A 25163-nucleotide genomic window follows, 5' to 3' on the forward strand; every position below is an offset into this window, starting at 1 on the left:
GCCTGCGGATGCACCCCCACCCCAGCCCTCCCCCGCAAGCGGGAGAGGGAGTCCACCGCCCTTTGAGGCCGCAATCGGCGCTCGCGTTCCCGGCGGGATGGTCTATAAGGCGCTCCGATCCCAACGAAATTCGTTCATTTCCCGCCGATGGCCGCATCGCGACAGGTAAAATCGCTCCAAACCGTTCGCCGTGTCCTGCTTGGGCTGGCGGCCGGCTTCTGCCTGCTCGCAGGCCTGACCGGCGCAAAAGCCCAGGCCCCGGCGGCGCCTCAAGCCTCGCCTCGGGCCGCCCCCCAGGCCGTGCCCGGTTTCTGGGACCCGCGACGGCGCCCGGAGCGACCGGACCTGTCGCGCCTGACCGTAATCCGCTTCCTGACCGAGACCGACTATCCGCCGTTCAACTACACCGGCGCCGACGGCAATCCGGCCGGCTTCAACGTCGATCTCGCCCGCGCGCTGTGTGAGGAGATCAAGGTCACCTGCACGGTGCAGATGCGCCGCTTCGAGACGCTGGTCGATGCGCTCGCCTCCAACCGGGGCGACGCCATCATCGCCTCGATGGCGGTGAGCCCGCAGCTCCGCGCCCGCGTCGATTTCACCGATCCCTACTATCGTGTGCCGGCGCGCTTCGCTTCGCGCAAGGATGCGGTGATGCCGGAGATCCGCCCGGAATATCTCGAGGGCAAGAAGGTCGGCGCGATCGCGGGCTCCGCGCATGAAGCCTATCTGAAGGCGATGTTCACCGACGCCGAGCTGCACGGTTATCCCAACGACGACGCGATGCGCGGCGCCTTGCGCAAGGGCGAAGTCGATTTCATCTTCGGCGACGCCATCTCGCTGGCGTTCTGGATCAACGGCACTGATTCGGGCGATTGCTGCGCCTTCTCCGGCGGCCCCTTCGTCGAGAGCCGCTTCTTCGGCGAGGGCATCGGCATCGCCGTGCGCAAGGGTAACGACGTGCTGCGCCAGGCCCTGAACTGGGCGCTGTTCCGCGTCTGGGAAAAGGGCCGCTACACCGATCTGTGGCTGCGGTATTTTTCGGTGAGCCCGTTTTAGGTTCTTCTTCGTCTCTCCCCGCCTGCGAGGAGAGGCCGGATCGCATCGTCAGATGCGGTCCGGGTGAGGGGGACTCTCCGCGAGTCCAACTCTCACCGTGATTGCGGAAGCAGCCCCGCACCCAACCCTCTCAGGGCGAGCGAAGCTCGTCCCGGCCCCGTAAGAACGGGGCGAGGGAGTAGGCGCGGCGAAAGCCGCACGAACTTTTGCATTCTGCCCGGAAATCGCTATTTTCCGCGGCCCGGAGGCCCTTAATGTCCGTTATCGATCTTGCCGCAAACCCGAGCGACCTGCGTGTGCTCGCCGAACAATCCAGCGCCTGGCCGTTCGAGCAGGCGAAGGCGATTGTCGCGCGTCTGAAAAAATCGCCCAAGGACGAGGTGCTGTTCGAGACCGGCTACGGCCCGTCCGGCCTGCCGCATATCGGCACTTTCGGCGAGGTCGCGCGCACCTCGATGGTGCGCCACGCCTTTCGCGTGTTGACCGAGGACAAGATCAAGACGCGCCTGCTCGCGTTCTCCGACGACATGGATGGCTTCCGCAAGGTGCCGGACAACGTGCCGAACAAGGATCTTCTGGCGCAGTATCTCGGACGGCCGCTGACCGCCGTGCCGGACCCGTTCTCGAACGAATATCCTTCGTTCGGCGCCGCCAACAACGCGCGCCTGCGCGCCTTCCTCGATCATTTCGGCTTCGACTACGAGTTCGCGAGCTCGACGGACTATTACAAATCAGGCCGCTTCGACGCGACGCTGCTGAAGATGCTCGCTGCCTACGACCAGATCATGGCGATCATCCTGCCGACGCTCGGGCCCGACCGTCGCGCGACCTATTCGCCGTTCCTCCCGATCAGCAAGACCACCGGGATCGTGCTCCAGGTGCCGATGATCCGCCGCGATGTTGCGGCGGGCACCGTGACCTATGTCGATCCGGACAGTGGCGAGGAAGTTGAAACGCCCGTCACCGGCGGTAACGTCAAGTGCCAGTGGAAGGCCGACTGGGCGATGCGCTGGGTCGCGCTTGACGTCGACTATGAGATGGCCGGCAAGGACCTCATCGACTCCGTGAAGCTGTCGGGTGCGATCGCAAAGGCGCTCGGCGCCACGCCGCCCGAAGGTTTCAACTACGAGCTCTTTCTCGACGAGAAGGGCCAAAAGATCTCGAAGTCGAAGGGCAATGGGCTCACGATCGACGAGTGGCTGCGCTACGCCTCGCCGGAATCGCTGTCGCTGTTCATGTATCGCGAGCCGAAGGCGGCGAAGCGGCTCTATTTCGACGTCATTCCGCGCAATGTCGACGACTACCAGCAGTTCATCGACGGTTTTGCGAAGCAGGATGGAAAGCAGCAGCTCGGCAATCCGGTCTGGCATATCCACAGCGGCCATCCGCCGAAGGGCGACATGCCCGTCACGTTCCAGCTTCTGCTGACGCTGGTGTCGTCGTCGAATGCGGAAAATGCCGAGACGCTGTGGGGTTTTATTGGCCGCTATCGCCCCGGCGTGTCGCCGCAGACGCATCCAAAGCTCGATGCGATGGTCGGCTACGCCATCAACTACTACCGTGACTTCGTGGCGCCGACGAAGCAGTTCCGCGAGCCGACCGAGACCGAACGCGCGGCGTTGCAGGATTTGCGCGATGCGCTGTCGCAACTGCCGCCGGAATCCTCGGCCGAGGATATCCAGAACGTCGTCTACGAGATCGGCCGCCGCGATCCGTTTCTCGATTCTGTCAAGAAGGGCAAGGACGGCCGGCCCGGCGTCACGCTCGACTGGTTCAACATGCTCTACCAGGTCCTGCTCGGCCAGGAGAAAGGCCCGCGCTTCGGCTCCTTCGTCGCCGTCTACGGCATCCAGAACGCGATCAACATGATCGACGGCGCGCTGGCGCGGAGCGCATGATTGCGGGATGGGTGAGCGGGGCTAAAGCGGCTCGCCCGCCTTGGTCGTGAATTTGTAAAGCCCATCCGGCCCGAGCTCGGCACGCATATCGACGTCGGGATAGCTGATCTCATCGTCCGCCGTGCGGTCGCCGATTACAAGCAGTTTCGCGTCCTGCCCCGTCCGGTTGACGAAGCGGTGTGCGTCGCCGCTGCCCGCCGAGAAGCCGGCGCACATTCCCGCCATCAGCACCTGCGCGCCGCCATCGGTCTCGAGCACCACCTCGCCTTCGAGCACGAACACGAATTCGTCCTGGCGCGAATGCGCGTGGCGGAACGAGGATTGGCCGCCCGGAATGATGCGGGTCAGGTTGACGCCGAAATTTGTCAGGCCCGCGTAGTCGCCGAGCCGGCGATTGTAGCGCATCTGGTTGGCGGCGCGATGCACTGCCGGATAGCTCGTAGAATTGCTCTCGCTCACATCGTCCGGATTGAACGCAGGGAGTGCTAATCTGGATGGTGCGATCATTGCACTTTCCTGGTCAGATCGGTGATCGGCGCAGCGTCCGCCGCGCGCATCAGGGTCAGCAACATCCGACAGAGCGGCGTTGCGATGTGATGGCGCTCGCCGGCTGCCACCACCGCGCCGGTCAATGCATCCACCTCGGATGGCCGTCCGGCCATGCGGTCGAAATACATCGAGGTGCCGGCGTCGGGCGGGAAGGTCGTCAGCATCGCTCGCAATTTCGAGGCTTCGTCGGCTGTGAGCTGGGCGCCGTCGGCGCGCGCGACCGCAGCCGCCTCCTCGAGGGCGGAGAGCACCAGCTCGCCCATGTCCTCGCGCCGGAACACGCCCTGGCGCTGGAGCGTGAGCGCGGTGGTCGGATTGGCCACGGCGTTGAGCAGGAGCTTGCGCCAGGCGATGGTCTTGAAGTCGAGGCTGACCAGGATCTGCATCGAGGTGCCTTCGAGCAGATCCACGAAGGCGCGTCCGCCGGCATCGTCGCTGACCGCAAAATCGTAGTCGCTGGCGCGGCGATAGCGGACACGGTCGGGCGCAAGCCGTTCGCCATTGTAATAGACGATGGTCGGCACCACGGTTGCCGGTCCGACGAACGGCGCCAGCCGTTCGGCATGCCCGATGCCGTTCTGCAAGACGGCGACATGCGTGCCGGGACCGCAGAGCCGTTGCAGCCAGGACCCACTCGAGGCGGTGTCCTGCGCCTTCGTGCACAACAGCACCCAGTCATGGATATCGGCCCGTGACGGATCGGTCAGGACGGGAAGCCGCGCCTCGATGGTGCGGTCGGGGCGTTCGACGACCAGCCGTTCGATCCCGCGTCTCACGCAGGCGGTGACGTGGTGCCGGCCGGCCGCATCGAGCGAGCCGGCAATGATGCCGCCGATACTGCCGAGGCCGATGACCGCAATGCGGCGGCGTGCAGACGTGGCGGCGTGATCGCTCAGGGACATCGATTGAACCTCCGGGGATCGCTGTAGGGCCCGTATTCCTCGTCAGTATTGGCTGAAATTGCGGCGGGCTGTCGTTGCGCCGATCAGCCGGCTCGCGCGGCTTGCGCAAACTGCAATGGAGTGATGCCGTAGCAGCGCCTGAAATGCTTGTTGAGCGCCGCCTGGTCGCAGAAGCCCGCCGCCAGCGCGCTTTCCGCCAGCGAATGGCCACGCCTGAGAAGGCGGCAGGCGGCGTTGAGCCTGATGTGAACGAGATAGGCGTGCGGGGTCAGCCCGACGGCGCGCTTGAACAGTCCGATCAACTGGAAGCTGGTGAGCTCGGCGGCGCAGGCGAGCTCGTCGAGGCTCAGGTTTTCGGCGTGGCGCTCCCGCATCAGCGCGATCAGCCGCATTGCGACGGCGTCCTGTTCTGCGGGGACGCTGCGGCGGCCGGCGCCGCTGCCATGGCGCGCGAACAGTCGGCCGAACGCATCGATGACGAGCTCGTCGGCGAGGAGACCGTCCTGCTCGGTCTCGAGCGCCCGGTGCAACCGGCCGAACCGCTCGATCAGGTCGCCGTCGTCGAGCATGCTCGCCAGGAAATGGGGCATGGTGTCGATGCCGAAGCGCCGGGCGAGATCGTCGATCGCCGGCGGTGCCAGATAGAAGGCGCGATAGCGCCAGTGTTCGCTGTCGCCCATCCGCGCCGACTGCCGGTCTCCGGGATTGGATACGAACAGCGTGGCCGGGCCGACCTTCCGCGCAATGTTCCGGTTGCGGATTTCGGCGCCGCCGGCCTCGGTCACCGCGATCACGAAGGCATCATGGGTGTGGGTGCCGTAGTCGTGATGGCGGAAATCGGCGCGCAGCAGGCTCATGCCGGCAATCCGCCGGCTCTGCCAGTAGTTCGTGTGGTTCCCGGTGTTCCGGCGCGCCATTGCAAGCTCGTTTCCCGTCTCTCGCTCATCATGACGTCACGGGCGGGATTGCGCGAGACGCAAAAACGGGATGGGAGCGTTGCGGCAATTTCGGCCAATACGAGTCCCCTCTTCCCCGTCAAAAGTCTGTGTCGCAAGTTTTGGAGAGTCGAATGATCGCGCGCATCTGGCGTGCGGCGGCCACGCGGGACAAGGCCGCCGCCTATCAGCATCATTTCGCGACCAGGGTCGTTCCGCATCTTGAGGCGATCCATGGCGTCTGCGGTGCGTCGCTGCTGCGGCGCGAGGCCGAGGGCGGCACCGAGTTGCTGGCGCTGACGCTGTGGCAGAACCTCGACAGTATCCGTGCCTTCACCGGTCCCGATCCCGACAAGGCCATTGTCGATTCCGATGCGCGAGCCATGCTGACGGCCTTCGATGCAACGGCCGCCAACTACGAGGTCGTCGTCGACGTTCGGGCTCGGCTCCCTCGTGATTAGATCGAGCGCAGCACGTAGCGGCGGTTGTCCTTCTGCACCGGCCGCGCATTCATGGGATAGAGTTTTGCAAACGCAGCGACATCGGTGGCGGAGACCTGGATCGGATCGGTCAGCAGCAGCCATTCGACCACTTCGGAGCAGGGCGGTGTCGTCAGCGAGCCCGAATAGCGGAAATAGCTGAGCCTCTGCGGCAGCATGGCGCCCGGATGGATGCCGCTGTCTGCCTTCACCGCAGGCCCTTCCGTGGCCGGCATCGTCTTGACGATCTGGCTGAAAGCCGCATTTGGCTTGCCCTCCGCCATCAGCACGCCCACCACCGCGAGCCCGCCAGCGTCGGCGCGGTGCACGAAATGCGCCTCCATCGGAAAATTCTTGCCTGCGATCATGTGCTCGCTCGGGCGGTGGAAGTGCACCTGCAGCAGCTTGTATTTGACGTCGCCGAGCGTCAGCGTGCTGCCCTCAGTGAAGTTGAGCTGGATCGTGTGCCCGTTGTTGATGATGGTGTCGGCGGTCCTGGCCAAGCTCAGCTTCAGCAGGGGCAATTGCGACTTGATCGGCCCCCCGATGTCGATCGGAGACTGTTGCAGGCCGACCGCGCAGGCCTTGTTGGCGGCATCGAGCTCGCCCCATTTGGCCGGACCGCCGGCGCCCTCATAGCTCCAATGCGCGCCTTCGGCCGCGAACGCCGGCTTGCACAGCGGACAAAGGGCGAGACCCGCGAGCGCTTTCAAAGCGTGACGGCGATTCATCATATTCCCCCTAAGATGCATTATGAGCCCGCGAATATGCGCGCAACCTAGGCGAGAGGCGCGGTGAGTCGCAATGGCAATCGCGCCTCGAACCTACTGGCTCGCCCACATGATGCGCGCGATCCACGCGACGTCGCTGATGGCCATCGTGCGCTCGGGCTGCGTCGGATCGAGCGACTGCAACTCCAGCGCCTTTGCAGTGCGGCGCTTCAGCGTCGCGACCGTCACGTCGCCGGCTTTGGTCTTCACCACCACGCGGTGCCCCTTTCGGATCGGCGTGTCCGGCGAGACCAGGATGACGTCGCCGTCGCGATAGGCCGGCGCAAGCGCGTCACCGGAAATCTCCAGCGCAAAGGTGTGGCTGTCCTCGGCGGTAGGCAGCGCGATATCGGTCCAGCCCTTGCCGCTGGGAAAGCCGGATTCGTCGAAAGAGCCGCTCGCGCCGGCCTGCGCGAAGCCGAGCAGCGGGATCGAGCCGTCGGCTCCCGCGCCGTCGCCGATCAGTTTCACGAAGGTGTCGATCGAGGAGCCGGCCGCGGTGAGCGCCTTCGCGATCGATTCGGTCGAGGGCCAGCGCTCGCGGCCGTCGGAGGTGACGCGCTTGGATTTGTTGAAGGTGGTGGGGTCGAGCCCGGCGCGCTTGGCAAGCCCGGACGGCGACAGCCCGGCGCGCGCCGCCAGCCGATCCAGCGCGCCCCAGATCTGGTCGTGCGTCAGCATCCTCTGCGCTTTGGCCTGCCTGACCATGGAAGGTCCAGCCCGTCGCAACTCAGGAAAACTGTCCTCAAATCAACCGGTTTTCCGTTTTTCGTGCAAGGGGCAGCGGCTAAGTCTTGAGTTCGGCAGGGGTGGCCTTTACGGTCGCGCCCGGGATTTAAAGACCCGTCAGAGACGAAAACCCCAAGAGACTCAAAGAGCTGACTCAACGGGCAAACAGGGCTGCGCAAGCGGTGGTCAAGATCTACAAAATCTGTCCGGCCTCGGCCTGGCGCGAGGCGGAACGGCAAGGCGTGTATCGGGGCAGCGCGGACGACGCGCGGGACGGTTTCATTCATCTCTCGACCGCTGCCCAGGTTCCCGAGACCGCACGGAAGCATTTCTTCGGCCAGCGTGCGCTGTTCCTGGTCGAAATCGACGACGAGGCGCTCGGAGCCGGCTTGCGCTGGGAGCGCTCGCGCAATGACGAGCTGTTTCCGCATCTCTATGGCGAACTCGATCTCGGCGCGGTGATCTCGGTGACGAATCTCAACATGCGCTCCGACGGCAGCCACGACATTCCGGAGCTCGCGCCGTGATCCGCGCTTTCGATGCCTTGTCACTGCCGATGCTGCGCTGGCTCGATCCGGAGGATGCGCATCGCCTCGCGATCCAGGGTCTGCGCTTCCTGCCGCCGGGCAAGCCGCGGCCCGACGATCCCAAGCTCGCGGTGCGCGCCTTCGGCCTCAACTTTCCCAATCCGATCGGCATGGCCGCCGGTTTCGACAAGAGCGCGGAGGTGCCAGATGCGCTGCTGCGGCTCGGCTTCGGTTTCGTCGAGATCGGCTCGGTGACACCGAAGCCGCAAAGCGGCAATCCACGGCCGCGGCTGTTTCGGCTCGAGCGCGACGAGGCCGTCATCAACCGCATGGGCTTCAACAATGACGGCGCCGAAGCCGCGTTGCGCAGGCTCGCCACGCGCGCGCAGCATGGTGGCATCGTCGGCGTCAATGTCGGCGCCAACAAGGATTCACCCGACCGCGTCGCCGATTACGTCAAGCTGATCGAGACCTTTGCGCCGGTCGCGAGCTATTTCACCATCAACGTGTCATCGCCGAACACGCCGGGCCTGCGCAACCTCCAGGAGGGCGCGCTGCTCAACGATCTCCTCGCAAAAGTGATCGATGCGCGCGAGCGGGTGCGCCAGAAGGCCGGCGACACGCCGGTGCTGCTCAAGATCGCGCCCGACCTCAGTCTCGCCCAGCTCGACGACGTCGTACAGGTTGCGCGCTCGCGCCGGGTCGACGGCATGATCGTGTCGAACACGACGATCGCGCGGCCGAGCACGCTGCGCGAGCAGATGCGGGCGAAGGAGCAGGGTGGCCTGTCCGGCCGGCCGTTGTTCCGCCTGTCGACGCGCATGGTCGCGGAGACCTACGTGCGCGTCGAGGGCGCGTTCCCCCTGATCGGCGTCGGCGGCGTCGATTCGGGCGGCGCCGCGCTGACGAAAATCCGCGCCGGCGCCACGCTGATCCAGCTCTATTCGTCGCTGGTCTACAAAGGCCTCAGCCTCGTCGACGAGATCAAGCGTGACCTCACGTCGACGCTGTTGCGGACGGGACGGGATTCCCTCTCCGAAATCGTCGGCGCCGACGCCGCGACGCTCACGGCGGAAGACTGGCCGGGGATGTGAGGCGCGACCGCGTAGCCCGGATGGAGCGAAGCGAAATCCGGGATCTGTCCACTGGCTCGAAAGTCCCGGATTTCGCTTCGCTCCATCCGGGCTACGATCGCGGAAACGTCGCCCTGAACTGCGCCGGATAGCGCGCGGCCTGTAATCCGCCGCGCGCGACGTAGGAGGCGATTAGCGCGCTCCACAGTCCGGCATTGCCGAACGATTGCAGCGCCCACCATGCGGCGAGGAAGATCGCGAGCGAGGCCAGCATCAGATTGCGCATCTCGCGTGCCCAGGTCGCGCCGATATAGATGCCGTCGAAGCCGAAGGCGAACACGCCGGGAATGGGCGCAAACACGACGAACGGCAGGAATTCGCGCGCGCTGCGGCGAACGGTTTCGCTCGCCGTCATGAAATCGATCAGATTCGGCCCGAACAGGGCGAAAAGTGCCGACACGACCAGCGCGAAGCCGAGTCCCCACAGCAGCACCAGCCGGGTCGAATCGGAAAATCCGTTGGCATCGCGCGCGCCAAAAGTGCGGCCGCAGAGCTGCTGGGCTGCGTTGGCAAGACCGTCGAGGAAGAAGGCGCTGACCAGCAGGAAATTGTTGAGCACGGAATTCGCGGCCAGCGTGACGTCGCCGGCCCGCGCGCCCTTGGCGGTGAAGAACAGGAACACGGCGATCAGCGCCGCGGTGCGGATCAGGATGTCGGAGTTCACCGACAGCATCCGCATCAGTTTTGTCCGGTCGAACAGGGTTGCGTAGGGCACGGCGAAGCCGCCGTCGGCATAGCGGCGGCAGACGATCACGCCGAGCCCGAATCCAACCGCTTCCGAGAGCACCGCGGCGATCGCCGCGCCGGCAATGCCGGCGTCGTAGACCAGCACCAGCAGTATCGTCGCGATCATGTTGACGAGGTTGATGACGACCTGGAGCAGCAACGCCGGATTGGCACGGGCCTGGCCGATCAGCCAACCGAGGATGACGTAGTTGGCGAGCGCGAGCGGCGCCGACCAGATCCGGATCGTGAAGTAGGTCTTGGCGGCGCGCGTGACGCCCTCGCTGCCGCCCATCAGGTCCAACAGCACGGCGGCCAGCGGCAGTTGCATCGCGATCAGCGCAGCCCCGATCAGGCCGGCAAGGATGAAGCCGCGCACCAAGATCGCGGTTGGTTCGCGCGTCTCGCCGGAGCCAAGCGCCTGCGCGGTGAAGGCGAGCGTGCTCATGCGCAGGAAGGCGAACAGCCAGAACAGGCAATCGAAGATCACCGACGCCATCGCGACGCCGCCGAGCAGCGCGGCATCGTCCAGCCGCCCGATTGCCGTGGTCGAGACCACGCCGATCAGCGGCGTGGTGAGGTTCGCGACCATCGCGGGACCGGCGATGGCGAACACCTGGCGGCTGCCGACTCTGGGATGAACGGGCGCGTGCATGTCAGAACACGAGCACCATGCCGTCTTCGGCGGCGAGATGCGCGATGTCGTCGAGGCGCGACAACACGTCGTCGCTCATATGGGTGAGGACGAGCCGCTTGGCGCCGATGGCGGGCAAATGCTGTTCCAATGTCTTCAGGCTGAGATGGTTCTTGACCACCTTCTCGTACATGTAGGCTTCCGCGATGAAAAGGTCGGCGCCATGCGCCAGCGGAATGAGCGTCTCCGTCCAGTCGGTATCGGCGCTGTAGGCGAGCGTGCGGCCCTCGGCCTCGACGCGATAAGCGAGAACGGGACCACCGGATTCGCCGTGCACGACCGGGTAGGGCGTCACCGTCACCGCGCCGAAGCTGCGGCTCTGCTCCGGCGCCAGCTCAATGACGGAGAGATCGAAGCGCTGCTTTGTCTTCGAGGAGTGCTCGAACAGCGCCTCCATCACCTGCGTGAGCCGCGTCTCGATCCCTGCGGGGCCTGCGATCGTCAGCGGCCGCGTCCGACGTGAAAACTGCGCATCGAGCAGGAAGAACGGCAGGCCGGCGAAATGATCGCCGTGGAAATGCGTGATCAGGATCAGGTCGATGTCGTTCCGATCGATCGCGAGCCGTTTCAGCGCCGGCAGAACCGACGCGCCGCAATCGATCAGGAAATTGGCCTCGCGCCCCGAGACGTGGAAGCAGGTGTTGAGCCTGCCACCCGAGCCGAAGGCGTCGCCGCAACCGACAAAGTGCAATTGCATCGGCTGCGGGCTCCCAAAATCTCACCGGCCGCGTGGCGTGCCGAAAACGCGCATCAGCAGCCAGATCGGGACCACGATGACGGCGCCGAGCAGGAAGTAACGCCACAGCCAGTTGACGGTATCGAACCCGAGATCCCACAGCCGCTGGAACAGCAGGCGAATGCTGTAGATGATGTTCCAGGGATCGAAGCCGACCGCCGCGAGCACGACGCCGACCAGGATCGAGAGCAGGACCAGGCGGAACGCGACCGCCAGCGGCGAGCCGCCGAGAAAGCGGTTCAGGCCATCACTGCGGCCGGCCGGCAAATCTCTGACGTCGTGGGCCATCGCAAAACTCCTCGCGGGGGGGTAGCCCCGATTATAGGTCACGGCGGGGCACATGGGGAACCCGCATTCCGCCGTCAATGGCCATCCGCAGTCGCCGCAATCTTAATTGTTGGTAGGGATTCGTCCGTCTTCAGCATCTTTTCCAGCGTTTCCAGCCGGTCGGCCTCTCGCGGCGGCTTGTCCCAGCGCAGCCGGCTGATGCGGGGAAAGCGCATGGCGATGCCGGATTTGTGCCGGGGCGAGCGCTGAAGGCCCTCGAAGGCGACCTCCAGCACCAGCCCCTTGTCCGCCTCGTGCACGACATGGCGGACGGGGCCGAACTTTTCCGTGGTGTTGCGGCGGACGAAGCGATCGATCTGGAGCAGCTCCTCGTCAGTGAAGCCGAAATAGGCCTTGCCGACCGGCACCAGCTCGTCGCCGGTCCAGACGCCAAAGGTGTAGTCGGAATAATAGGACGAGCGCTTGCCGTGGCCGCGCTGCGCATACATCAGCACGGCGTCGATGATGTGGGGATCGCGCTTCCATTTCCACCACTGTCCCTTCGGCCGTCCGGGCAGATAGGGCGCGTCGCGCCGCTTCAGCATCACGCCTTCGACGGCGTCGGCGTCCTCACCTGCGCCCGCGCTCGCCGGATCAGCGCGCGCGGCCGTGAGTGCGTCCCAACTTGCGAAGGGGACTGTGGGCGAGAGATCAATGCGGGGATCGTCGAGCTTCTTGACGAATGTCTCCAGCCGTTCGCGCCGCTCGGCGAAGGGCAGTTCGCGCAGATCGTTCTCGTCGTCGCCGAGCAGGTCGTAGGCGCGCAGATGGATCGGAAACTCTTTGATCAGCTTGGGCGACACGACCTTGCGGTTGAGCCGCTGTTGCAGAACATTGAAGCTCTGCACGCGGCTATCACGCAGGATCAGGAGCTCACCGTCGATCGCGCCGGGCAGGCGCAACGACGGCGTGAGGTCGGGAAAGCTCCCCGTGATGTCCTCGCCGGTGCGCGAATAGAGCCGCGCGGTGATATGGCCGTGCTCGTCGCGGCCTGCGACCGCCTGCACGCGGATGCCGTCCCATTTCCACTCGGCGATGTAGTCGGCGGGATCGAGCGCGGTAAAATCGGTCTCCTCGATCGCATGCGCCAGCATCACCGGGCGGAACGGCGCGGGATCGCGATTAACGGGCTTTTCGTCGCGGCCTTCGAGCCAGGCGAACAGCTCGAGGTAGGGCGGCGCGAGACCGGGCCAGATCAACTCGACCTCATGCGGATCCTTGTCGCCGAGCGCGGCCGCGGCGGTTTTTGCCAAGCGCGCGGAGATGCCGATGCGCAAGCTCCCGGTGACGAGTTTCAACAGCGCCCAGCGGCCGGCTTCGTCGAGCTCGTCGAGCCAGCGCTCGAGCTGCTTTGGCAGCTCGGTCTTGCCGAGCGTGCGCAGTGTGGTGACGACTTCGGTGAGTGTTGGAGGTGGCGGGTTGTTGTGATCGCGCGGGTGGGACTCATCGGCATCTCGCCCGGAGTACCCCCCTCCCTGACCCTCCCCCGCAAGGGGGGAGGGAACGGAGAGTCGCGTGCGTCCGTCACTTCCGAAATCGTTGTCAGTTGCTTTGTTCGTACGTCGCCCAGCATCGCGCTGCGCTCCCTCCCCCCTTGCGGGGGAGGGCGGGGGAGGGGAGTAGCCCGGAAAAGACTCATCGTTATCGAGCACCCGCTTCGGCCACATCAGCGCCACCGTCTCCGAGAGATCGCCGACGTAGTCATAGGACAGCTCGAACAGCACCGGGTCGGTGCGCGCCGCTATCAGGTCGCGGATCAGCGCGGGCTTGGCATGCTTGAAGCTCAGCGCGCCGGTCAGCGCCGCCAGTGCATAGCCACGATCGGGATCGCCGGCCTCGCGAAAATAGCGCGTGATCAGCCGCAGCTTGTTGTTGCGGCCCGGCTCGTAGGCGAGGCGGTCGAGCAGTTCGGCGAAGCGGTTCATGCTTCGGCCTCATCAGCGAGCGGCGCCTCGCTCTCCTCTTCGTCGCCATAGCCAACGAGATCGAGCGGCTGCGCCTTCAGGCCTTTGCTTTTGCACCAATGTACCAGCGCGTCTTCCTGGCCGTGGGTAACCCAGATCTCGCGGGCGCCGGTCGCGGCGATGGTCGCGGTGAGGCCGTCCCAATCGGCATGGTCGGAAATCACCAGCGGCAGCTCGATGCCCCGCTGCCATGCACGCGCGCGCACGCGCATCCAGCCCGAGGCGAAGGCGGTGACGGGATCGGGAAACCGCCTTGTCCAGAGATCTGATGTCGCCGAGGGCGGGGCCAGCGTGATGGTGCCGGCGAGCGCGGCCTTTTTCACGCCCTTCACCGGCCGCAGCTCGCCGAGCTCGATCCCGCGGCTCTGGTAGTAGTGCGTGATCTTTTCCATCGCGCCATGCACGTAGATCGGCGCGCCGTAGCCGGCCTGCCGCAACAGCGCGATCAGGCGCTGCGCCTTGCCGAGCGAATAGGCGCCGACGAGGTGCGCGCGCTCGGGAAACAGCGCGACGGAGGCCAGCAGCTTCTTCACCTCATCGGCCGCATCGCCGTGGCGAAAGACCGGCAGTCCGAAGGTTGCCTCGGTGATGAAGACGTCGCAGGGCACGAGCTCGAACGGCGTGCAGGTCGGGTCGGGCGCGTCCTTGTAGTCGCCGGAGGCGACGATGCAGGTATCCTTGCAGGTCACCGCGACCTGGGCCGAACCGAGCACATGGCCGGCCGGGTGAAATTTCACGCTGACGTCGCCGAGCCGAATCTCCTCGCCATAGCGGATCGCTTGCGTCGAGCCGGCAAAATTCTCGCCATAGCGCAGCCGCATCATGTCCAGCGTTTCCTGCGTCGCCAGCACCGCGCCATGGCCGGCGCGGGCATGGTCGGAATGGCCGTGGGTGATCACGGCCCGCTCGACCGGGCGCACCGGGTCGATATGGAAGCCGCCGGGCTTGCAGCACAGGCCGGCGGCAACGGGCAGCAGGATGTCTTGCGGACGCATGCGCATCATATAGGCAGCAGAGGCGCGAATTCACCCGTCATGCGCGGGCTTGACCCGCGCATCCATCTTCTTAAAGAGTTCTTTTTTTGATGGGATTGCCGGGCCCCCGGCAGTGACGAGCCGAGTTCCATGCCCCTGCGCCTATTCCAGTCCTCCGGCGATCTGATGGCCGACCGCCGTTTCGAGTTCGCGCGCGACCTCCAGCTCAAGGGCGATCTGCCTGCCGCGGCCGACCTGCTGGAGCAGGCGATCGAGCTTGCGCCGAACTTCATCTCGGCCTGGTTCACGCTCGGCGAAATTCGCGCGCAGCTCGGCGAGCGCGACAAGGCCATCGCGGCCTTCCGAAAATCGCGCGAGTCCGATGCGAGCGATCAGCACGGCGCCCACCTGCATTTGATACGCCTCGGCGACGAGCGATTGTCCGAAATGCCAAAGGCATATGTGCAGGCGTTGTTCGATCAATATGCGCCGCGCTTCGAGCACGTGCTGGTCAACGATCTCGATTATCGCGCGCCGTCGCTGATCTTCAAGGCGGTGATTGCCGCGCGCGTCCCCGCGAAGAAGCCTGCCTTGTTCAAGCGCGCCATCGATCTCGGCTGCGGCACGGGCCTTGCGGCCGTCGCCTTCGCAAAACAGGTCGATCATTTCATCGGCATTGATCTGTCGCCCGGCATGATCAAGGAGGCGCGTGCCACCAATCTCTATGCCGAGCTCGAAGTCGCCGACATGATCGAGGGCCTCCGCGGCAAGAGCGATGCGAGCGCGAACCTCGTCGTAGCCGCGGATGCGTTCGTCTATCTGTCCGATCTCGCGCCGGTGCTGAGCGAAGCCAGGCGCGTGCTCGCGCCCAGTGGCGTGCTTGCGTTCACGCTGGAGACGCATGACGGCAGTGGCGTCATTCTCGGCGAGGGGCTGCGTTATGCCCATTCCGCGGAATATGCGCGCGGTGCGATTGTCCGGGCCGGGCTCAAGCTCTTGACTCTGGAGTCCGCCTCTCCACGGATCGAGAACAACGAGCCGGTGCGCGGCCTCGTCGTCGTCGCCGAGAAAACTTGAGTCTAGGCGCTATACGCGACGCGATTTGAGCGTCATTGCGTCGCAAAGCGGCGACTTCCTACTTGCGACACGTGCTGCGATACCAGCACAATGCGCGCGCCAGGGAGAAACAAAAGCAATGACGAAGAATCCATCGCGGCGTGATTTCAGCGCCGCCGCGCTCGCCACCATCGCCGCATCCACTTTGCCTGCGCCTTATGTCTGGGCCGCGGAGAAGAAATACGATGCGGGCGCCAGCGATACCGAGATCAAGATCGGGCAGACCGTGCCGCATTCCGGTCCCGGCTCGCTCTATGGCGTGTTGGGCCGCATCGGCGAAGCCTATTTCCAGATGCTGAACGAGAAGGGCGGCATCAACGGGCGCAAGGTCAAGTTTCTCACCATGGACGATGCCTACAGCGCGCCGAAATGCGTCGAGGCAACGCGGCGCCTCGTGGAGCAGGAAGAGGTGCTGGCGCTGTACGGTTCGCTCGGCACCGCGCCGCAGACCTCCGTGCACAAATATCTCAACTCCAAGGGCGTGCCGCAGCTCCTGCTCAACACCGGTGCGTCGAAGTGGAACAATCCGAAAGAGTTCAAGTGGACGATGGCGGGCCTGCCGCTCTATCCGACCGAGGCGCGCATCCTGGCGCGGCACGTCGTCGGCGTGAAGCCGAACGCCAAGGTCGGCATCCTCTACCAGAACGACGATTTCGGCCGTGACTTCCTCGGTCCGTTCAAGAAGGTGCTGGCGGATGCCGGCGGTACCGCGCAGGTGATCATGGAGCAGACCTACGATCTGACCGATCCGACCGTCGATTCCCAGCTCATCAACCTCTCGAAGTCGGGCGCGGACGTCTTCTACAACATCTCCACCGGCAAGGCGTCGTCGCAGTCGATCCGGAAAGTGGCCGAGCTCGGCTGGAAGCCGCTTCAGCTGCTGTCGGCCGGCTCGACCGGACGCTCGATCCTCAACGCTGCGGGCCTAGAGAACGCCGCCGGCATCGTCGCCATCCGCTACAACAAGGAAGTCGGCCTGCCCAAATGGGAGAAGGATCCCGACGTGATGGCGTTCGAGGAGCTGCGCAAGAAGTACATGCCCAGCATCGACCCCGACAACACCATCGCCTTTGCCGGCTACGGCCAGGCCGTGACCATGGGTGAGATCCTGCGCCGCTGCGGCGACGATCTCACCCGCGCCAACGTGCTGAAGCAGGCGTCGAATCTCAACGGCTTCCACTCGCCCTACTTCCTCGACGGCGTGAACTACAGCTACACGCCCGACGACTACACGCCGATGAAGACGCTCTTCATCTCAACCTTCAGCGGCAAGGATTGGGACATCTCCGACAAGCCGATGACGGAGTGACGCTGCTCTCTTCCCTTCTCCCCTTGTGGGAGAAGGTGGCGCGAAGCGCCGGATGAGGGGTCCTCTCCGCGAATTCGAAAGAGAATAACTCGCGGAGAGGACCCCTCATCCGTCTCGCGGCTGCGCGGCGATCCACCCTCTCCCACAAGGCGAGAGGGGACAGCGGCGTTTCGCGATTCACAGAAGCCCCAACCCCTCGACGAACCCGTCCCCACGGCTTACCTGTCATGCCGTGCCGCCCCGCATCCTCAAAATATCGGCCGAGCCGGCCGCGCTGCTGCCCGACCGCTTCCAAAAGTGGTTCGCGGCCCGCGGTTGGTCGCCGCGCGAGCATCAATTGGCGCTGCTGGAAAAGGCGCGCGAGGGTCGTTCCGCGCTGCTGGTCGCGCCGACCGGCGCCGGCAAGACGCTGGCGGGATTTCTGCCGACGCTGGTGGAGCTGAGTTCTGCGACCGCAGCTCCAGCGAAATCCGTGGTTTCCACAGGCCGCGCCCTGCAGCGCAGCGGCGGCCTGCACACCCTCTACATCTCGCCGCTGAAAGCGCTTGCCGTCGACATCGCGCGCAACCTCGAGCGACCTGTCGCCGAGATGGGGCTGCCGATCAAGATCGAGACCCGCACCGGCGATACACCGGTGTCGCGGCGGCAGCGACAGCGCCGCTATCCGCCGGACATCCTGCTGACCACGCCCGAGCAGGTCGCGCTGCTGCTCTCCTCCGACGACGCGCCGTTCCTGTTCTCCTCACTGAAGCGCATCGTGCTCGACGAGCTGCATGCGTTGGTGACGTCCAAGCGCGGCGATCTGCTGTCGCTTGGGCTGGCCCGGCTGTGGCGGCTGGCACCGCAACTGCGCGCGATCGGCCTGTCGGCGACGGTGGCCGAGCCGGAATCGCTGGCTCGCTTCCTGGTGCCGCAACCCACCGGCAAACCTGAAGCCGCCGACATCGTCATCGCTGGCGGCGCGGCGCCGCCGCTGGTCGAGATGCTCGACACGCGCGAGCGGCTGCCCTGGGCCGGCCACAGCGCGCGCCATGCGCTTCCCGAAATCTACCAGCTGATCAAGGCGAACAAGACCACGCTGGTCTTCGTCAACACCCGCAGCCAGGCCGAGATGCTGTTTCAGGATCTCTGGCGCATGAACGACGACAACCTCGCGATCGCGCTGCATCACGGCTCGCTCGACGTCGCGCAGCGCCGCAAGGTCGAGGACGCGATGTCGGCCGGCAAACTGCGCGGCGTGGTCTGCACCTCCTCGCTCGACCTCGGCGTCGACTGGGGCGACGTCGATCTCGTCGTCAACATCGGCGCGCCCAAGGGATCGTCACGCCTGATGCAGCGCATCGGCCGCGCCAACCACCGCCTCGACGAGGCCTCGCGCGCGGTGCTGGTGCCGGCGAACCGTTTCGAGGTGCTGGAGTGCCGCGTCGCGATCGACGCCATCGCCGAGAACGCGCAGGACACGCCGCCCTTGCGCACCGGCGCACTCGACGTGCTGGCGCAGCACGTGCTCGGCTGTGCCTGCGGCGAGCCGTTTCTCTCTGACGAGCTCTATGACGAGGTGCGCACCGCCGCGCCCTACGCGGGTCTCACGCGACAGGATTTCGACGACGCCGTCGATTTCGTTGCTACCGGCGGCTACGCGCTGAAGACCTACGAGCGCTTCGCCCGCATCAAGCAGGACAAGCAGGGCCGCTGGCGTGTCGCCAATCCAAAAGTGCGGCAGAGCTACCGGATGAATGTCGGCACCATCGTCGAGGACGACATGCTGAAGGTGCGGCTGGTGCGCTCGCGCGGCGGCGGTGCGGGCTCGACAGGGGTGATCGCACGTGGCGGCAGACTGCTCGGCGAGATCGAGGAAGCCTTCATCGAGGGCTTGAGCCCGGCCGACACCTTCGTGTTCAGCGGCGAGGTGGTGCGCTACGAGACCCTGGTCGAGGACCAGGTCTATGTCTCGCGTGCCAACGACAAGGATCCGAAAGTGCCGTCCTACATGGGCGGCAAGTTTCCGCTCTCGACCTATCTCGCCGAGCGCGTGCGCCGCCTGCTCGATGACGGTCGCGCGTGGGGTGCCTTGCCTGAGCAGGTGCGCGACTGGCTGTCGCTGCAAAAAGATGTCTCGCTCGTGCCCGCGGTGCGCGAGCTGCTGGTCGAGAGTTTTCCCCGCGCCAACAAGCATTATCTCGTCTGCTATCCCTTTGAGGGGCGTCTCGCGCATCAGACGCTCGGCATGCTACTGACGCGCCGGCTGGAGCGCGCCCGCGCCCGGCCGCTCGGTTTCGTCGCCAACGAATATGCGATCGCGGTCTGGGCGCTTGGCGACATGTCCTTCATGATCCGGAACGGGAAGCTCGACCTCGACGCGCTGTTCGACCCCGACATGCTCGGCGACGACCTCGAAGCCTGGCTCGCCGAATCCGCGCTGATGAAGCGGACGTTCCGGAACTGCGCGATCATCTCCGGCCTGATCGCGCGCCGCCATACCGGCGAGGAAAAAAGCCGCCGCCAGGTGCTGTTCTCGACCGATCTCGTCTACGACGTCCTGCGCAAGCACCAGGCCGATCACGTGCTGTTGCGTGCCGCGCGCGCCGATGCGGCCACGGGCCTGCTCGATCTGCGCCGGCTCAGCGACATGCTCACCCGCATCCAGGGCCGGATCACGCACCGGGAACTCGACCGCGTCTCCCCGCTCGCCGTCCCCGTGATGCTGGAAATCGGCCGCGAGTCAGTTTATGGCGAAGCTGGTGACGAGCTGTTGGCGGAGGCCGCCGATGAGCTCGTCAAAGAGGCGATGTCGTAGAGAATTTTGCCAGTGAGGCACGCTGATCCATCCGCACCGTCATGCCCGGGCTTGACCCGGGCATCCACGTCTTTGTCTCCGCGGCAAGAACGTGGATGGCCGGGACAAGGCCGGCCATGACGGAGCAGGTGGCGCTATCGATTTCTTCAACGCGCACGCTGGATGTCGCCAGCGTGTCGTTCCACGCCGATCTCTCCGGCGCGCTGTTCTGGGAAGAGCAGCGCTTGCTTGTCGTCTCCGACCTGCATCTGGAAAAGGGTTCCAGTTACGCCACGCGCGGCGTGCTGCTGCCGCCTTACGATACGGTCGCGACGCTCGGCCGACTCGCTGCTGTCATCTCCCGCCATGATCCGCGAATCGTCATCGCACTCGGCGACAGTTTTCACGATCGCGCCGCGCATGGACGCCTGACGGCGGAGGATCGCGACACTGTGGCCGCATTGCAGACCGGCCGCGACTGGATCTGGATCTCCGGCAATCACGATCCGGCGCTGCCGCGCGATCTCGGCGGAACCGTCGCGGACGAGGTCGCGATCGGCCCGATCACCTTCCGCCATGAGCCGACCGGCGCCCGCGGCGAGATCGCCGGCCATCTGCATCCCAAAGCGCGCGTTTCCACGCGCGGCCGCTCGATGGAGCGCCGCTGCTTCGCCTGTGACGGCGAGCGCGCCGTGATGCCCGCCTTCGGTGCCTATGCCGGCGGCCTCAGCATCCGCGACGCGGCGTTCGCAAAGATCTTTCCGAAGAACGGTTTTGTCGCGCATTTGCTCGGCGACCGCCGCGTCCACGCCATCGCCGCATCGCGGTGTTCTTAAGCCGCCTTCGCCTGAACGTTATCGCAAAACTCCGCCAGCCGATCCGCGAGCCGCAACGTCGCGGGACTCGCGCCAGGCGAAGCCATCAACGCCACCTCGGTCCGGTTGATCGGCGCAAAACCGTCCTTGCCGGTCAGGACGCAGTGATCGGTCTGGATCGCCATCTCCGACAGGATGCTCAGGCCCATGCCGGCCGCGACCGCGGCCTGGATGCCGGCGAGGCTCGATGAGGTGTAGGCCATGTGCCAGGGCCGGCCTGCGCTTTCCAGCGCGTGGATGGCGCCGGCGCGGTAGAGGCAGCCGAGCGGGAAGCCGATCAGCGGCACGGAGGCGGCGTCCGCGTGAATCGGATGGCTCTTGCTGGTGACCCAGTGCACGCGCTCCGGCCACACCGCGATCGCGCCCTTCTCGCCGGCCTCGCGCTTGTACAACGCGAGATCGAGTTCGCCGCGTTCGAGATCGCGGGACAGATTCTTGCTCTGGTCGGCGCGTACATCGAGCCGCAGGCCCGGATACGAGCGCGAAAACGCGCCCAGCAGCTTCGCCAGACGATAGGCCGCGAAATCCTCGGGAATGCCGAGTCGGATCGCGCCTTCGCTGCCGGGCTGGCGCAGCACGTCGCGCGCCTCCTCGGCGAGCGAGAGCAGCCGCCGCGCGTAGGAGAGCAGTCGCTCGCCGGCTTCTGTCGGACGCACGTCCTTGCCGTCGCGATGCAGCAGCACCTGGCCGACGTCTTCCTCCAGCCGCTTGATCTGCTGGCTGACCGTCGATTGCGTGCGGTGGACGCGCTCGCCGGCGCGGGTGAAGCCGCCGGCATCGACCACCGAGACGAAGCTGCGCAGGAGCTCGAGATCGAGCATGACTGCCTCCATTCGAAAATCCACTGATCGACAGTTAATCATTCAATTTCCAAATGACAAGCCGGGTCCCTAGACCGAAGTTTTCGCTTGGGAAGTGTGCAAGGGATTGATCCGACTCGATAAGTTGACGGTCGGTGTTTTCAATTACTGGACACGCAGCGGGTCAAGATCGAGCAGCTTGAACGCGGCCTCCTGGACGGAGGTTGGTGTGGAATGGAGCATGAAGCGATGCTTGGTGTGAAGGGGCACGCGCATCGTGTTTCGGACCAGCGTGCCGAGATGGGCGATGAGCGCATCGAAGCTCATGACGTGATGGCCGTCGGCTGATCGCTTTGTTGCCTTCTTGGCCTTCGCCGCCTCAGATGGTTCGGTCTTGGCGACGGGAGAGGTCCGTTCTCCCCGGGCGGCCTCAAGGTCGGTGTCGTGGAACAACAGCGGCGCCAAGGCTTCTCGCAGGTGCCATTCGACGTGATAGGCCAGCATGCACAGGAAGACATGGGCCCGCACGTGCTGTGCCGTCCAGTGGCGGATCGGCCGTATTTCGAGATCGATGGTTTTCATGGACCGGAAGCTGCGTTCGACTCGCGACAGGTCCTTGTAGGCCTGAACCGCCTCTGCAGCGTCGAGATGCCCAGCGGGTATGCTGGTTCGGATGACGTAGATGCCGTCGAGGCGAGCCTCTTCCTCGATCTGCTCGATCCGTCGCTGCCATGAGAGATAGCCATCGGCCACTTCGACGTCGAAGTGCTTGGCCATCTTCTTGCGGTCCAAAACCGCACCAACCGCGATGCCGATCTGGGCGGAACTGCGCAACGCAGAGTGTTTGCGCTGGACCTGCGCTTGAACGCGGGCAAGTTCGTGCTCGGTCGCGGCCAGCAGATCCTCGCGTTTGCGCGCTCGTTCGGCTGCCAGATCGCGATTGCGACAGACGATCAGCCGCTCGCCTGGGAACAGGTCAGGGGCGCTGATTTCGGCGAGATCGCGGTCATCGAACAGCGACAGCTGCAGCGGCCCGTTCTCCGCCGCCAAAGCCTGGATCGCCGGCGCGCGCAGGCAGGTGATCCAATCGACGCCCGCCGGCTTGAGATCATCGCGGATGCGTGCCGAGGTGATCATTCCCCGATCCCCGACCAACACCATACGGCTGATCCCGAAGCGATCCTTGATCTTTTGGACTTGAGAACTCAGCGTCTTCGGATCGGCCGTGTTGCCGTCGAAGACTTCAACCGCAATCGGCAGCCCCTCACGCGTACAGAGCAGCCCGTAGACAATCTGCGGCCGGTCGCCCCGGTGATCGCGGCTATGGCCATAGCGCGCCAGCGGACAGCAGCGGCCCTCAAAGTAGGACGAGCTGACGTCGTAGAGCACCAGCACGCCGTCCTGGAGATGTCGCCGCGCCAAGCCGGTCTCGATCCGCGCCTGGCGCTCGACCAGCCAATCGAGCGCCTCATAGGCCTCGCGCTCCTTCACCTTGCCCAGGCGCAGAACCGATCCGAGGCTGGAGATTGCCGTCTCCTGATCCACCGCCCGTACAAAGCCAAGCTTCGAGCGTGGCGCAATCAACCGATCAACGATCATGGCTACCAGTAATGGCGTCGCGATGCCTCATCCTTCGTCGTGCTTAAAATCAGCCGATCCAGTGCAATTCTGCGGATCGTCCCGAGCGCCGCTGCAACATGGCCGTGAGGCAGTGAGCGCTCGATTTGAATCTCGTCCGGTCCGGTGCCAATCACCGTGCCGCCCTTGAGCAGAGCCTTCAGTCCGCCAATCAAATCCACCGGCAGCTTGCTCAGATTGGCCAAGGTCCGCTTCTGCGCGCGGCCATGCTCGTCGCGATACGCCTCCCGCAACAGCACCGCAGGCGGCGAGCCTCGATTGGGAATCGTCTCGATGAACATTCCCAAATCGAATCACATCTCGACTGATTTGGGAATCCCCGTTACATGGATACAAACTGCAAACTACTCTCCGCCCATCCGCCCGAAAGGATTCGTCTTTCAGGTCAAACCAAGCGCAAACTTCGGCCTAGATCGACGGTTCAGGAGAATGTCCATATGTCGCTCGCCCCCTCGCTTGCCGTGCCCCGCAGCCGCTTCAATACGCTGCCGCTCGCGATCGGCCTGTTCTGCCTGCTCTGGAGCTACGCCTTCGTCGCCGGCAAGATCGGCGTGACCCATTGTCCGCCGCTGATCCTGCTTGCCGCGCGCTTCTCGCTCGCCGGCATTTTGATCATCAGTGCTACGCTGATCCGCGGCGATAGCTGGTCGCTGTCATGGCGCGACGCTGCGATCTTCGCCGTGCTCGGCATCGCCAACAACGCGCTTTATCTCGGGCTTGGCTATACCGGCCTGCAATCGGTCTCTGCCGGCCTCGGCGGGCTGATCGTGTCGGCCAATCCAGTGTTCACGGCGGCGCTCGCCGCGCTGCTGCTCGGCGAAGGCATGACCTTGCGCAAGGCGAGCGGCCTCCTGCTCGGCATCATCGGCGTGACGGCGATCGTCTGGCACCGGCTGTCGGTCGGTACCGACTCCTCGTACGGCATCGTCTTCACGCTGGCCTCGCTGGCCTCCATCGTCGCCGGCACGATTCTGTTCAAGCTGCTCGCGCCGAAGGGAAGCCTGTGGATCGGCAACGGCGTCCAGAATCTCGCCGCCGGCATCGTGCTGACGCCGGTCGCGCTCACCTTCGCCGACGTCCACGCGATCGATTTTACGGCGAGCCTGATCGGGGCCTTCGCATTCCTGGTGCTTGGCGGCTCGATCCTCGCCTACTGGCTCTGGTTTCATCTCCTGAAAGTGTGTGGCGCAACGGCTGCGAGCGCCTATCATTTCCTGATGCCGCCGCTCGGCATGGTGTTCGCCTTCATCGTACTCGGCGAGCATGTCGAGGCGCGCGACCTGCTCGGCATTATCCCGGTCGCGCTCGGCATCTATCTGGTGACGCGGCCCGCAAAGCCAGCATCGTAAGGAAGGTTCGTCATGCCCATTTCCATCACCCTGGTCGGTGGCCCCACTGCGCTGATCGAGATCGATGGCTTTCGCCTGCTCACCGATCCGACCTTCGATGCGCCCGGCGCTTATCAACTGCCGCACGTGAAGCTGGAGAAGACGGTCGGGCCGGCGCTGACCGCCGAGGCGATCGGGCCGATCGATGCGGTCCTGCTCAGTCACGACCAGCATTCGGACAATCTCGACAATTCCGGCCGCGAATTTCTCAAACATGCGAAGCGCGTGCTGACGACCGAGGCCGGCGCAGGGCGCCTCGGCGGGCATGTCGAGGGCCTTGCGCCGTGGGGCACCGCGCACCTCAGGGATCGCGACGGCAATTCGCTGACGATCACCGCGACGCCTGCGCGCCATGGCCCGGCCGGCATCGAGCCGCTGTCAGGCGACGTCATCGGCTTCGTGGTGTCGTCGAGCCGGAAGGATACAGGCTCGGTTTATATCAGCGGCGACACCACCTGGTTCGACGGCGTCGCAGAGGTCGCGCGCCGCTTCAAGTGCGGCGTGGTGCTGCCCTTTGCCGGCGCCGCGCAGACGCGCGGGCCGTTCCATCTCACCATGGACACCAACGACACCATAGAGACCGCGCGCGCCTTTCCCGATGCGGTGATCGTGCCGGTTCACACGGAGGGGTGGGCGCACTTCCGCCAGAATGGCGAGGATCTGCGCAAGACGTTCGACGTGCTGGGCTTTGGGACGCGGCTGCGATTGCTGGAGCCGGGGGTGCCGACGGTGGTGGAGGCGCCGTGATGTGGCGTCGCACGCTCTCTCCTCCTCGTCATGGCCGGGCTTGACCCGGCCACCCACGTCTTTGTTGCTGCGCGTACGAACGTGGATGCCCGGGACAGGCCCGGGCATGACGGCGTGG

The 25163-nt window shown here is 65.2% G+C and carries 22 protein-coding genes and 1 pseudogene; 11 read left to right on the forward strand and 12 right to left on the reverse strand.

Features of this window, described 5'->3' with window-relative positions; translation table 11 throughout:
• Positions 1-147 precede the first annotated feature (147 nt).
• Both IVB18_RS02575 and IVB18_RS02580 read left to right on the forward strand, forming a co-directional pair.
• On the forward strand, positions 148-1056 hold the full coding sequence (locus IVB18_RS02575; RefSeq protein WP_247987776.1) for a transporter substrate-binding domain-containing protein: 909 nt from the start codon (positions 148-150) through the stop codon (positions 1054-1056).
• A 254-nt stretch (positions 1057-1310) separates the two neighbouring features.
• Complete coding sequence (locus IVB18_RS02580) at positions 1311-2954, forward strand: lysine--tRNA ligase (protein WP_247987777.1); 1644 nt, start codon at positions 1311-1313, stop codon at positions 2952-2954.
• A gap of 21 nt (positions 2955-2975) precedes the next feature.
• On the opposite strand, the gene IVB18_RS02585 is transcribed toward IVB18_RS02580, so the two are convergent.
• The 3 genes from IVB18_RS02585 to IVB18_RS02595 all read right to left on the reverse strand — a co-directional run bounded on the left by IVB18_RS02585 (position 2976) and on the right by IVB18_RS02595 (position 5322).
• On the reverse strand, positions 2976-3461 hold the full coding sequence (locus IVB18_RS02585; RefSeq protein WP_247987778.1) for a cupin domain-containing protein: 486 nt from the start codon (positions 3459-3461) through the stop codon (positions 2976-2978).
• The gene (locus IVB18_RS02590; RefSeq protein WP_247987779.1) at positions 3458-4405 is read right to left on the reverse strand and encodes a 2-dehydropantoate 2-reductase; all 948 of its coding nucleotides are present in this window, start codon (positions 4403-4405) and stop codon (positions 3458-3460) included. Before IVB18_RS02590 ends, IVB18_RS02585 begins: the two co-directional genes overlap by 4 nt.
• An 83-nt stretch (positions 4406-4488) precedes the next feature.
• Positions 4489-5322 carry an AraC family transcriptional regulator gene (locus IVB18_RS02595; protein WP_247987780.1) on the reverse strand — a complete coding sequence of 278 codons (834 nt, stop codon included), beginning with the start codon at positions 5320-5322 and terminating at the stop codon, positions 4489-4491.
• 152 nt (positions 5323-5474) lie between these two features.
• Here IVB18_RS02595 and IVB18_RS02600 point away from each other — a divergent pair, with 152 nt between their 5' ends.
• Complete coding sequence (locus IVB18_RS02600; RefSeq protein WP_247987781.1) at positions 5475-5801, forward strand: antibiotic biosynthesis monooxygenase; 327 nt, start codon at positions 5475-5477, stop codon at positions 5799-5801.
• On the opposite strand, the gene IVB18_RS02605 is transcribed toward IVB18_RS02600, so the two are convergent.
• Both IVB18_RS02605 and IVB18_RS02610 read right to left on the reverse strand, forming a co-directional pair.
• A complete protein-coding gene (locus IVB18_RS02605; RefSeq protein ID WP_247987782.1) occupies positions 5798-6550 on the reverse strand; it encodes a carbonic anhydrase family protein in 753 nt (250 codons plus the stop codon). The genes IVB18_RS02600 and IVB18_RS02605 overlap by 4 nt on opposite strands.
• Positions 6551-6643: 93 nt before the next feature.
• A complete protein-coding gene (locus IVB18_RS02610) occupies positions 6644-7297 on the reverse strand; it encodes a helix-turn-helix transcriptional regulator (protein ID WP_247987783.1) in 654 nt (217 codons plus the stop codon).
• A gap of 203 nt (positions 7298-7500) precedes the next feature.
• Between IVB18_RS02610 and IVB18_RS02615 the strand changes: the two genes are divergently transcribed.
• Together IVB18_RS02615 and IVB18_RS02620 are read left to right on the forward strand one after the other, a co-directional pair.
• On the forward strand, positions 7501-7845 hold the full coding sequence (locus IVB18_RS02615) for a DUF952 domain-containing protein (RefSeq protein ID WP_247987784.1): 345 nt from the start codon (positions 7501-7503) through the stop codon (positions 7843-7845).
• On the forward strand, positions 7842-8939 hold the full coding sequence (locus IVB18_RS02620) for a quinone-dependent dihydroorotate dehydrogenase (RefSeq protein WP_247987785.1): 1098 nt from the start codon (positions 7842-7844) through the stop codon (positions 8937-8939). Before IVB18_RS02615 ends, IVB18_RS02620 begins: the two co-directional genes overlap by 4 nt.
• Positions 8940-9030: 91 nt before the next feature.
• Here the strand turns inward: IVB18_RS02620 and IVB18_RS02625 are convergent, their stop codons facing one another.
• The 5 genes from IVB18_RS02625 to IVB18_RS02645 all read right to left on the reverse strand — a co-directional run bounded on the left by IVB18_RS02625 (position 9031) and on the right by IVB18_RS02645 (position 14417).
• Positions 9031-10356: an MATE family efflux transporter gene (locus IVB18_RS02625; RefSeq protein WP_247987786.1), complete on the reverse strand. Its 1326-nt coding sequence runs from the start codon at positions 10354-10356 to the stop codon at positions 9031-9033.
• A gap of 1 nt (position 10357) precedes the next feature.
• On the reverse strand, positions 10358-11092 hold the full coding sequence (locus IVB18_RS02630) for an MBL fold metallo-hydrolase (RefSeq protein ID WP_247987787.1): 735 nt from the start codon (positions 11090-11092) through the stop codon (positions 10358-10360).
• Positions 11093-11113: 21 nt separating this feature from the next.
• Complete coding sequence (locus IVB18_RS02635; RefSeq protein ID WP_247987788.1) at positions 11114-11419, reverse strand: DUF6460 domain-containing protein; 306 nt, start codon at positions 11417-11419, stop codon at positions 11114-11116.
• Positions 11420-11493: 74 nt separating this feature from the next.
• Positions 11494-13383 carry an ATP-dependent DNA ligase gene (locus tag IVB18_RS02640; RefSeq protein WP_247987789.1) on the reverse strand — a complete coding sequence of 630 codons (1890 nt, stop codon included), beginning with the start codon at positions 13381-13383 and terminating at the stop codon, positions 11494-11496.
• Positions 13380-14417 (reverse strand): ligase-associated DNA damage response exonuclease, encoded by a 1038-nt coding sequence (locus tag IVB18_RS02645; protein WP_247987790.1) that lies wholly within the window; start codon positions 14415-14417, stop codon positions 13380-13382. Before IVB18_RS02645 ends, IVB18_RS02640 begins: the two co-directional genes overlap by 4 nt.
• Positions 14418-14546: 129 nt before the next feature.
• Between IVB18_RS02645 and IVB18_RS02650 the strand changes: the two genes are divergently transcribed.
• The 4 genes from IVB18_RS02650 (at position 14547) to pdeM (ending at position 20433) form a co-directional block, all read left to right on the forward strand.
• Positions 14547-15473 (forward strand): methyltransferase domain-containing protein, encoded by a 927-nt coding sequence (locus tag IVB18_RS02650; protein ID WP_247987791.1) that lies wholly within the window; start codon positions 14547-14549, stop codon positions 15471-15473.
• Positions 15474-15591: 118 nt separating this feature from the next.
• Entirely contained in the window at positions 15592-16821 is a 1230-nt protein-coding gene (locus tag IVB18_RS02655) for an ABC transporter substrate-binding protein (protein WP_247987792.1), read from the forward strand.
• A 232-nt stretch (positions 16822-17053) separates the two neighbouring features.
• Positions 17054-19618 (forward strand): ligase-associated DNA damage response DEXH box helicase, encoded by a 2565-nt coding sequence (locus tag IVB18_RS02660; RefSeq protein ID WP_247987793.1) that lies wholly within the window; start codon positions 17054-17056, stop codon positions 19616-19618.
• Positions 19619-19734: 116 nt separating this feature from the next.
• On the forward strand, positions 19735-20433 hold the full coding sequence (gene pdeM, locus IVB18_RS02665; protein WP_247987794.1) for a ligase-associated DNA damage response endonuclease PdeM: 699 nt from the start codon (positions 19735-19737) through the stop codon (positions 20431-20433).
• Here pdeM and IVB18_RS02670 read toward each other — a convergent pair.
• Both IVB18_RS02670 and IVB18_RS02675 read right to left on the reverse strand, forming a co-directional pair.
• A complete protein-coding gene (locus IVB18_RS02670) occupies positions 20430-21293 on the reverse strand; it encodes a LysR family transcriptional regulator (RefSeq protein WP_247987795.1) in 864 nt (287 codons plus the stop codon). The two genes, pdeM and IVB18_RS02670, sit on opposite strands and share 4 nt — an antisense overlap.
• Positions 21294-21437: 144 nt before the next feature.
• A pseudogene (locus IVB18_RS02675) lies at positions 21438-23191 on the reverse strand (IS1634 family transposase).
• Positions 23192-23347: 156 nt separating this feature from the next.
• Here IVB18_RS02675 and IVB18_RS02680 point away from each other — a divergent pair.
• On the forward strand, positions 23348-24259 hold the full coding sequence (locus IVB18_RS02680) for a DMT family transporter (protein ID WP_247987796.1): 912 nt from the start codon (positions 23348-23350) through the stop codon (positions 24257-24259).
• A 12-nt stretch (positions 24260-24271) separates the two neighbouring features.
• Positions 24272-25045 carry an MBL fold metallo-hydrolase gene (locus tag IVB18_RS02685; protein ID WP_247987797.1) on the forward strand — a complete coding sequence of 258 codons (774 nt, stop codon included), beginning with the start codon at positions 24272-24274 and terminating at the stop codon, positions 25043-25045.
• Positions 25046-25163 lie beyond the last annotated feature (118 nt).

This window comes from Bradyrhizobium sp. 186 (assembly GCF_023101685.1).
Lineage (GTDB): Bacteria > Pseudomonadota > Alphaproteobacteria > Rhizobiales > Xanthobacteraceae > Bradyrhizobium.

Bases quoted from the DNA above. Each gene is read 5' to 3' on its own strand.
- IVB18_RS02610 (WP_247987783.1), bottom strand. From the start codon at position 7,297: ATGGTCAGGCAGGCCAAAGCGCAGAGGATGCTGACGCACGACCAGATC.
- IVB18_RS02630 (WP_247987787.1), bottom strand. From the start codon at position 11,092: ATGCAATTGCACTTTGTCGGTTGCGGCGACGCCTTCGGCTCGGGTGGC.
- pdeM (WP_247987794.1), top strand. From the start codon at position 19,735: ATGACGGAGCAGGTGGCGCTATCGATTTCTTCAACGCGCACGCTGGAT.
- IVB18_RS02680 (WP_247987796.1), top strand. From the start codon at position 23,348: ATGTCGCTCGCCCCCTCGCTTGCCGTGCCCCGCAGCCGCTTCAATACG.
- IVB18_RS02650 (WP_247987791.1), top strand. From the start codon at position 14,547: ATGCCCCTGCGCCTATTCCAGTCCTCCGGCGATCTGATGGCCGACCGC.
- IVB18_RS02600 (WP_247987781.1), top strand. From the start codon at position 5,475: ATGATCGCGCGCATCTGGCGTGCGGCGGCCACGCGGGACAAGGCCGCC.
- IVB18_RS02685 (WP_247987797.1), top strand. From the start codon at position 24,272: ATGCCCATTTCCATCACCCTGGTCGGTGGCCCCACTGCGCTGATCGAG.
- IVB18_RS02670 (WP_247987795.1), bottom strand. From the start codon at position 21,293: ATGCTCGATCTCGAGCTCCTGCGCAGCTTCGTCTCGGTGGTCGATGCC.
- IVB18_RS02575 (WP_247987776.1), top strand. From the start codon at position 148: ATGGCCGCATCGCGACAGGTAAAATCGCTCCAAACCGTTCGCCGTGTC.
- IVB18_RS02645 (WP_247987790.1), bottom strand. From the start codon at position 14,417: ATGCGTCCGCAAGACATCCTGCTGCCCGTTGCCGCCGGCCTGTGCTGC.
- IVB18_RS02580 (WP_247987777.1), top strand. From the start codon at position 1,311: ATGTCCGTTATCGATCTTGCCGCAAACCCGAGCGACCTGCGTGTGCTC.
- IVB18_RS02655 (WP_247987792.1), top strand. From the start codon at position 15,592: ATGACGAAGAATCCATCGCGGCGTGATTTCAGCGCCGCCGCGCTCGCC.
- IVB18_RS02585 (WP_247987778.1), bottom strand. From the start codon at position 3,461: ATGATCGCACCATCCAGATTAGCACTCCCTGCGTTCAATCCGGACGAT.
- IVB18_RS02635 (WP_247987788.1), bottom strand. From the start codon at position 11,419: ATGGCCCACGACGTCAGAGATTTGCCGGCCGGCCGCAGTGATGGCCTG.
- IVB18_RS02605 (WP_247987782.1), bottom strand. From the start codon at position 6,550: ATGAATCGCCGTCACGCTTTGAAAGCGCTCGCGGGTCTCGCCCTTTGT.
- IVB18_RS02595 (WP_247987780.1), bottom strand. From the start codon at position 5,322: ATGGCGCGCCGGAACACCGGGAACCACACGAACTACTGGCAGAGCCGG.
- IVB18_RS02640 (WP_247987789.1), bottom strand. From the start codon at position 13,383: ATGAACCGCTTCGCCGAACTGCTCGACCGCCTCGCCTACGAGCCGGGC.
- IVB18_RS02590 (WP_247987779.1), bottom strand. From the start codon at position 4,405: ATGTCCCTGAGCGATCACGCCGCCACGTCTGCACGCCGCCGCATTGCG.
- IVB18_RS02625 (WP_247987786.1), bottom strand. From the start codon at position 10,356: ATGCACGCGCCCGTTCATCCCAGAGTCGGCAGCCGCCAGGTGTTCGCC.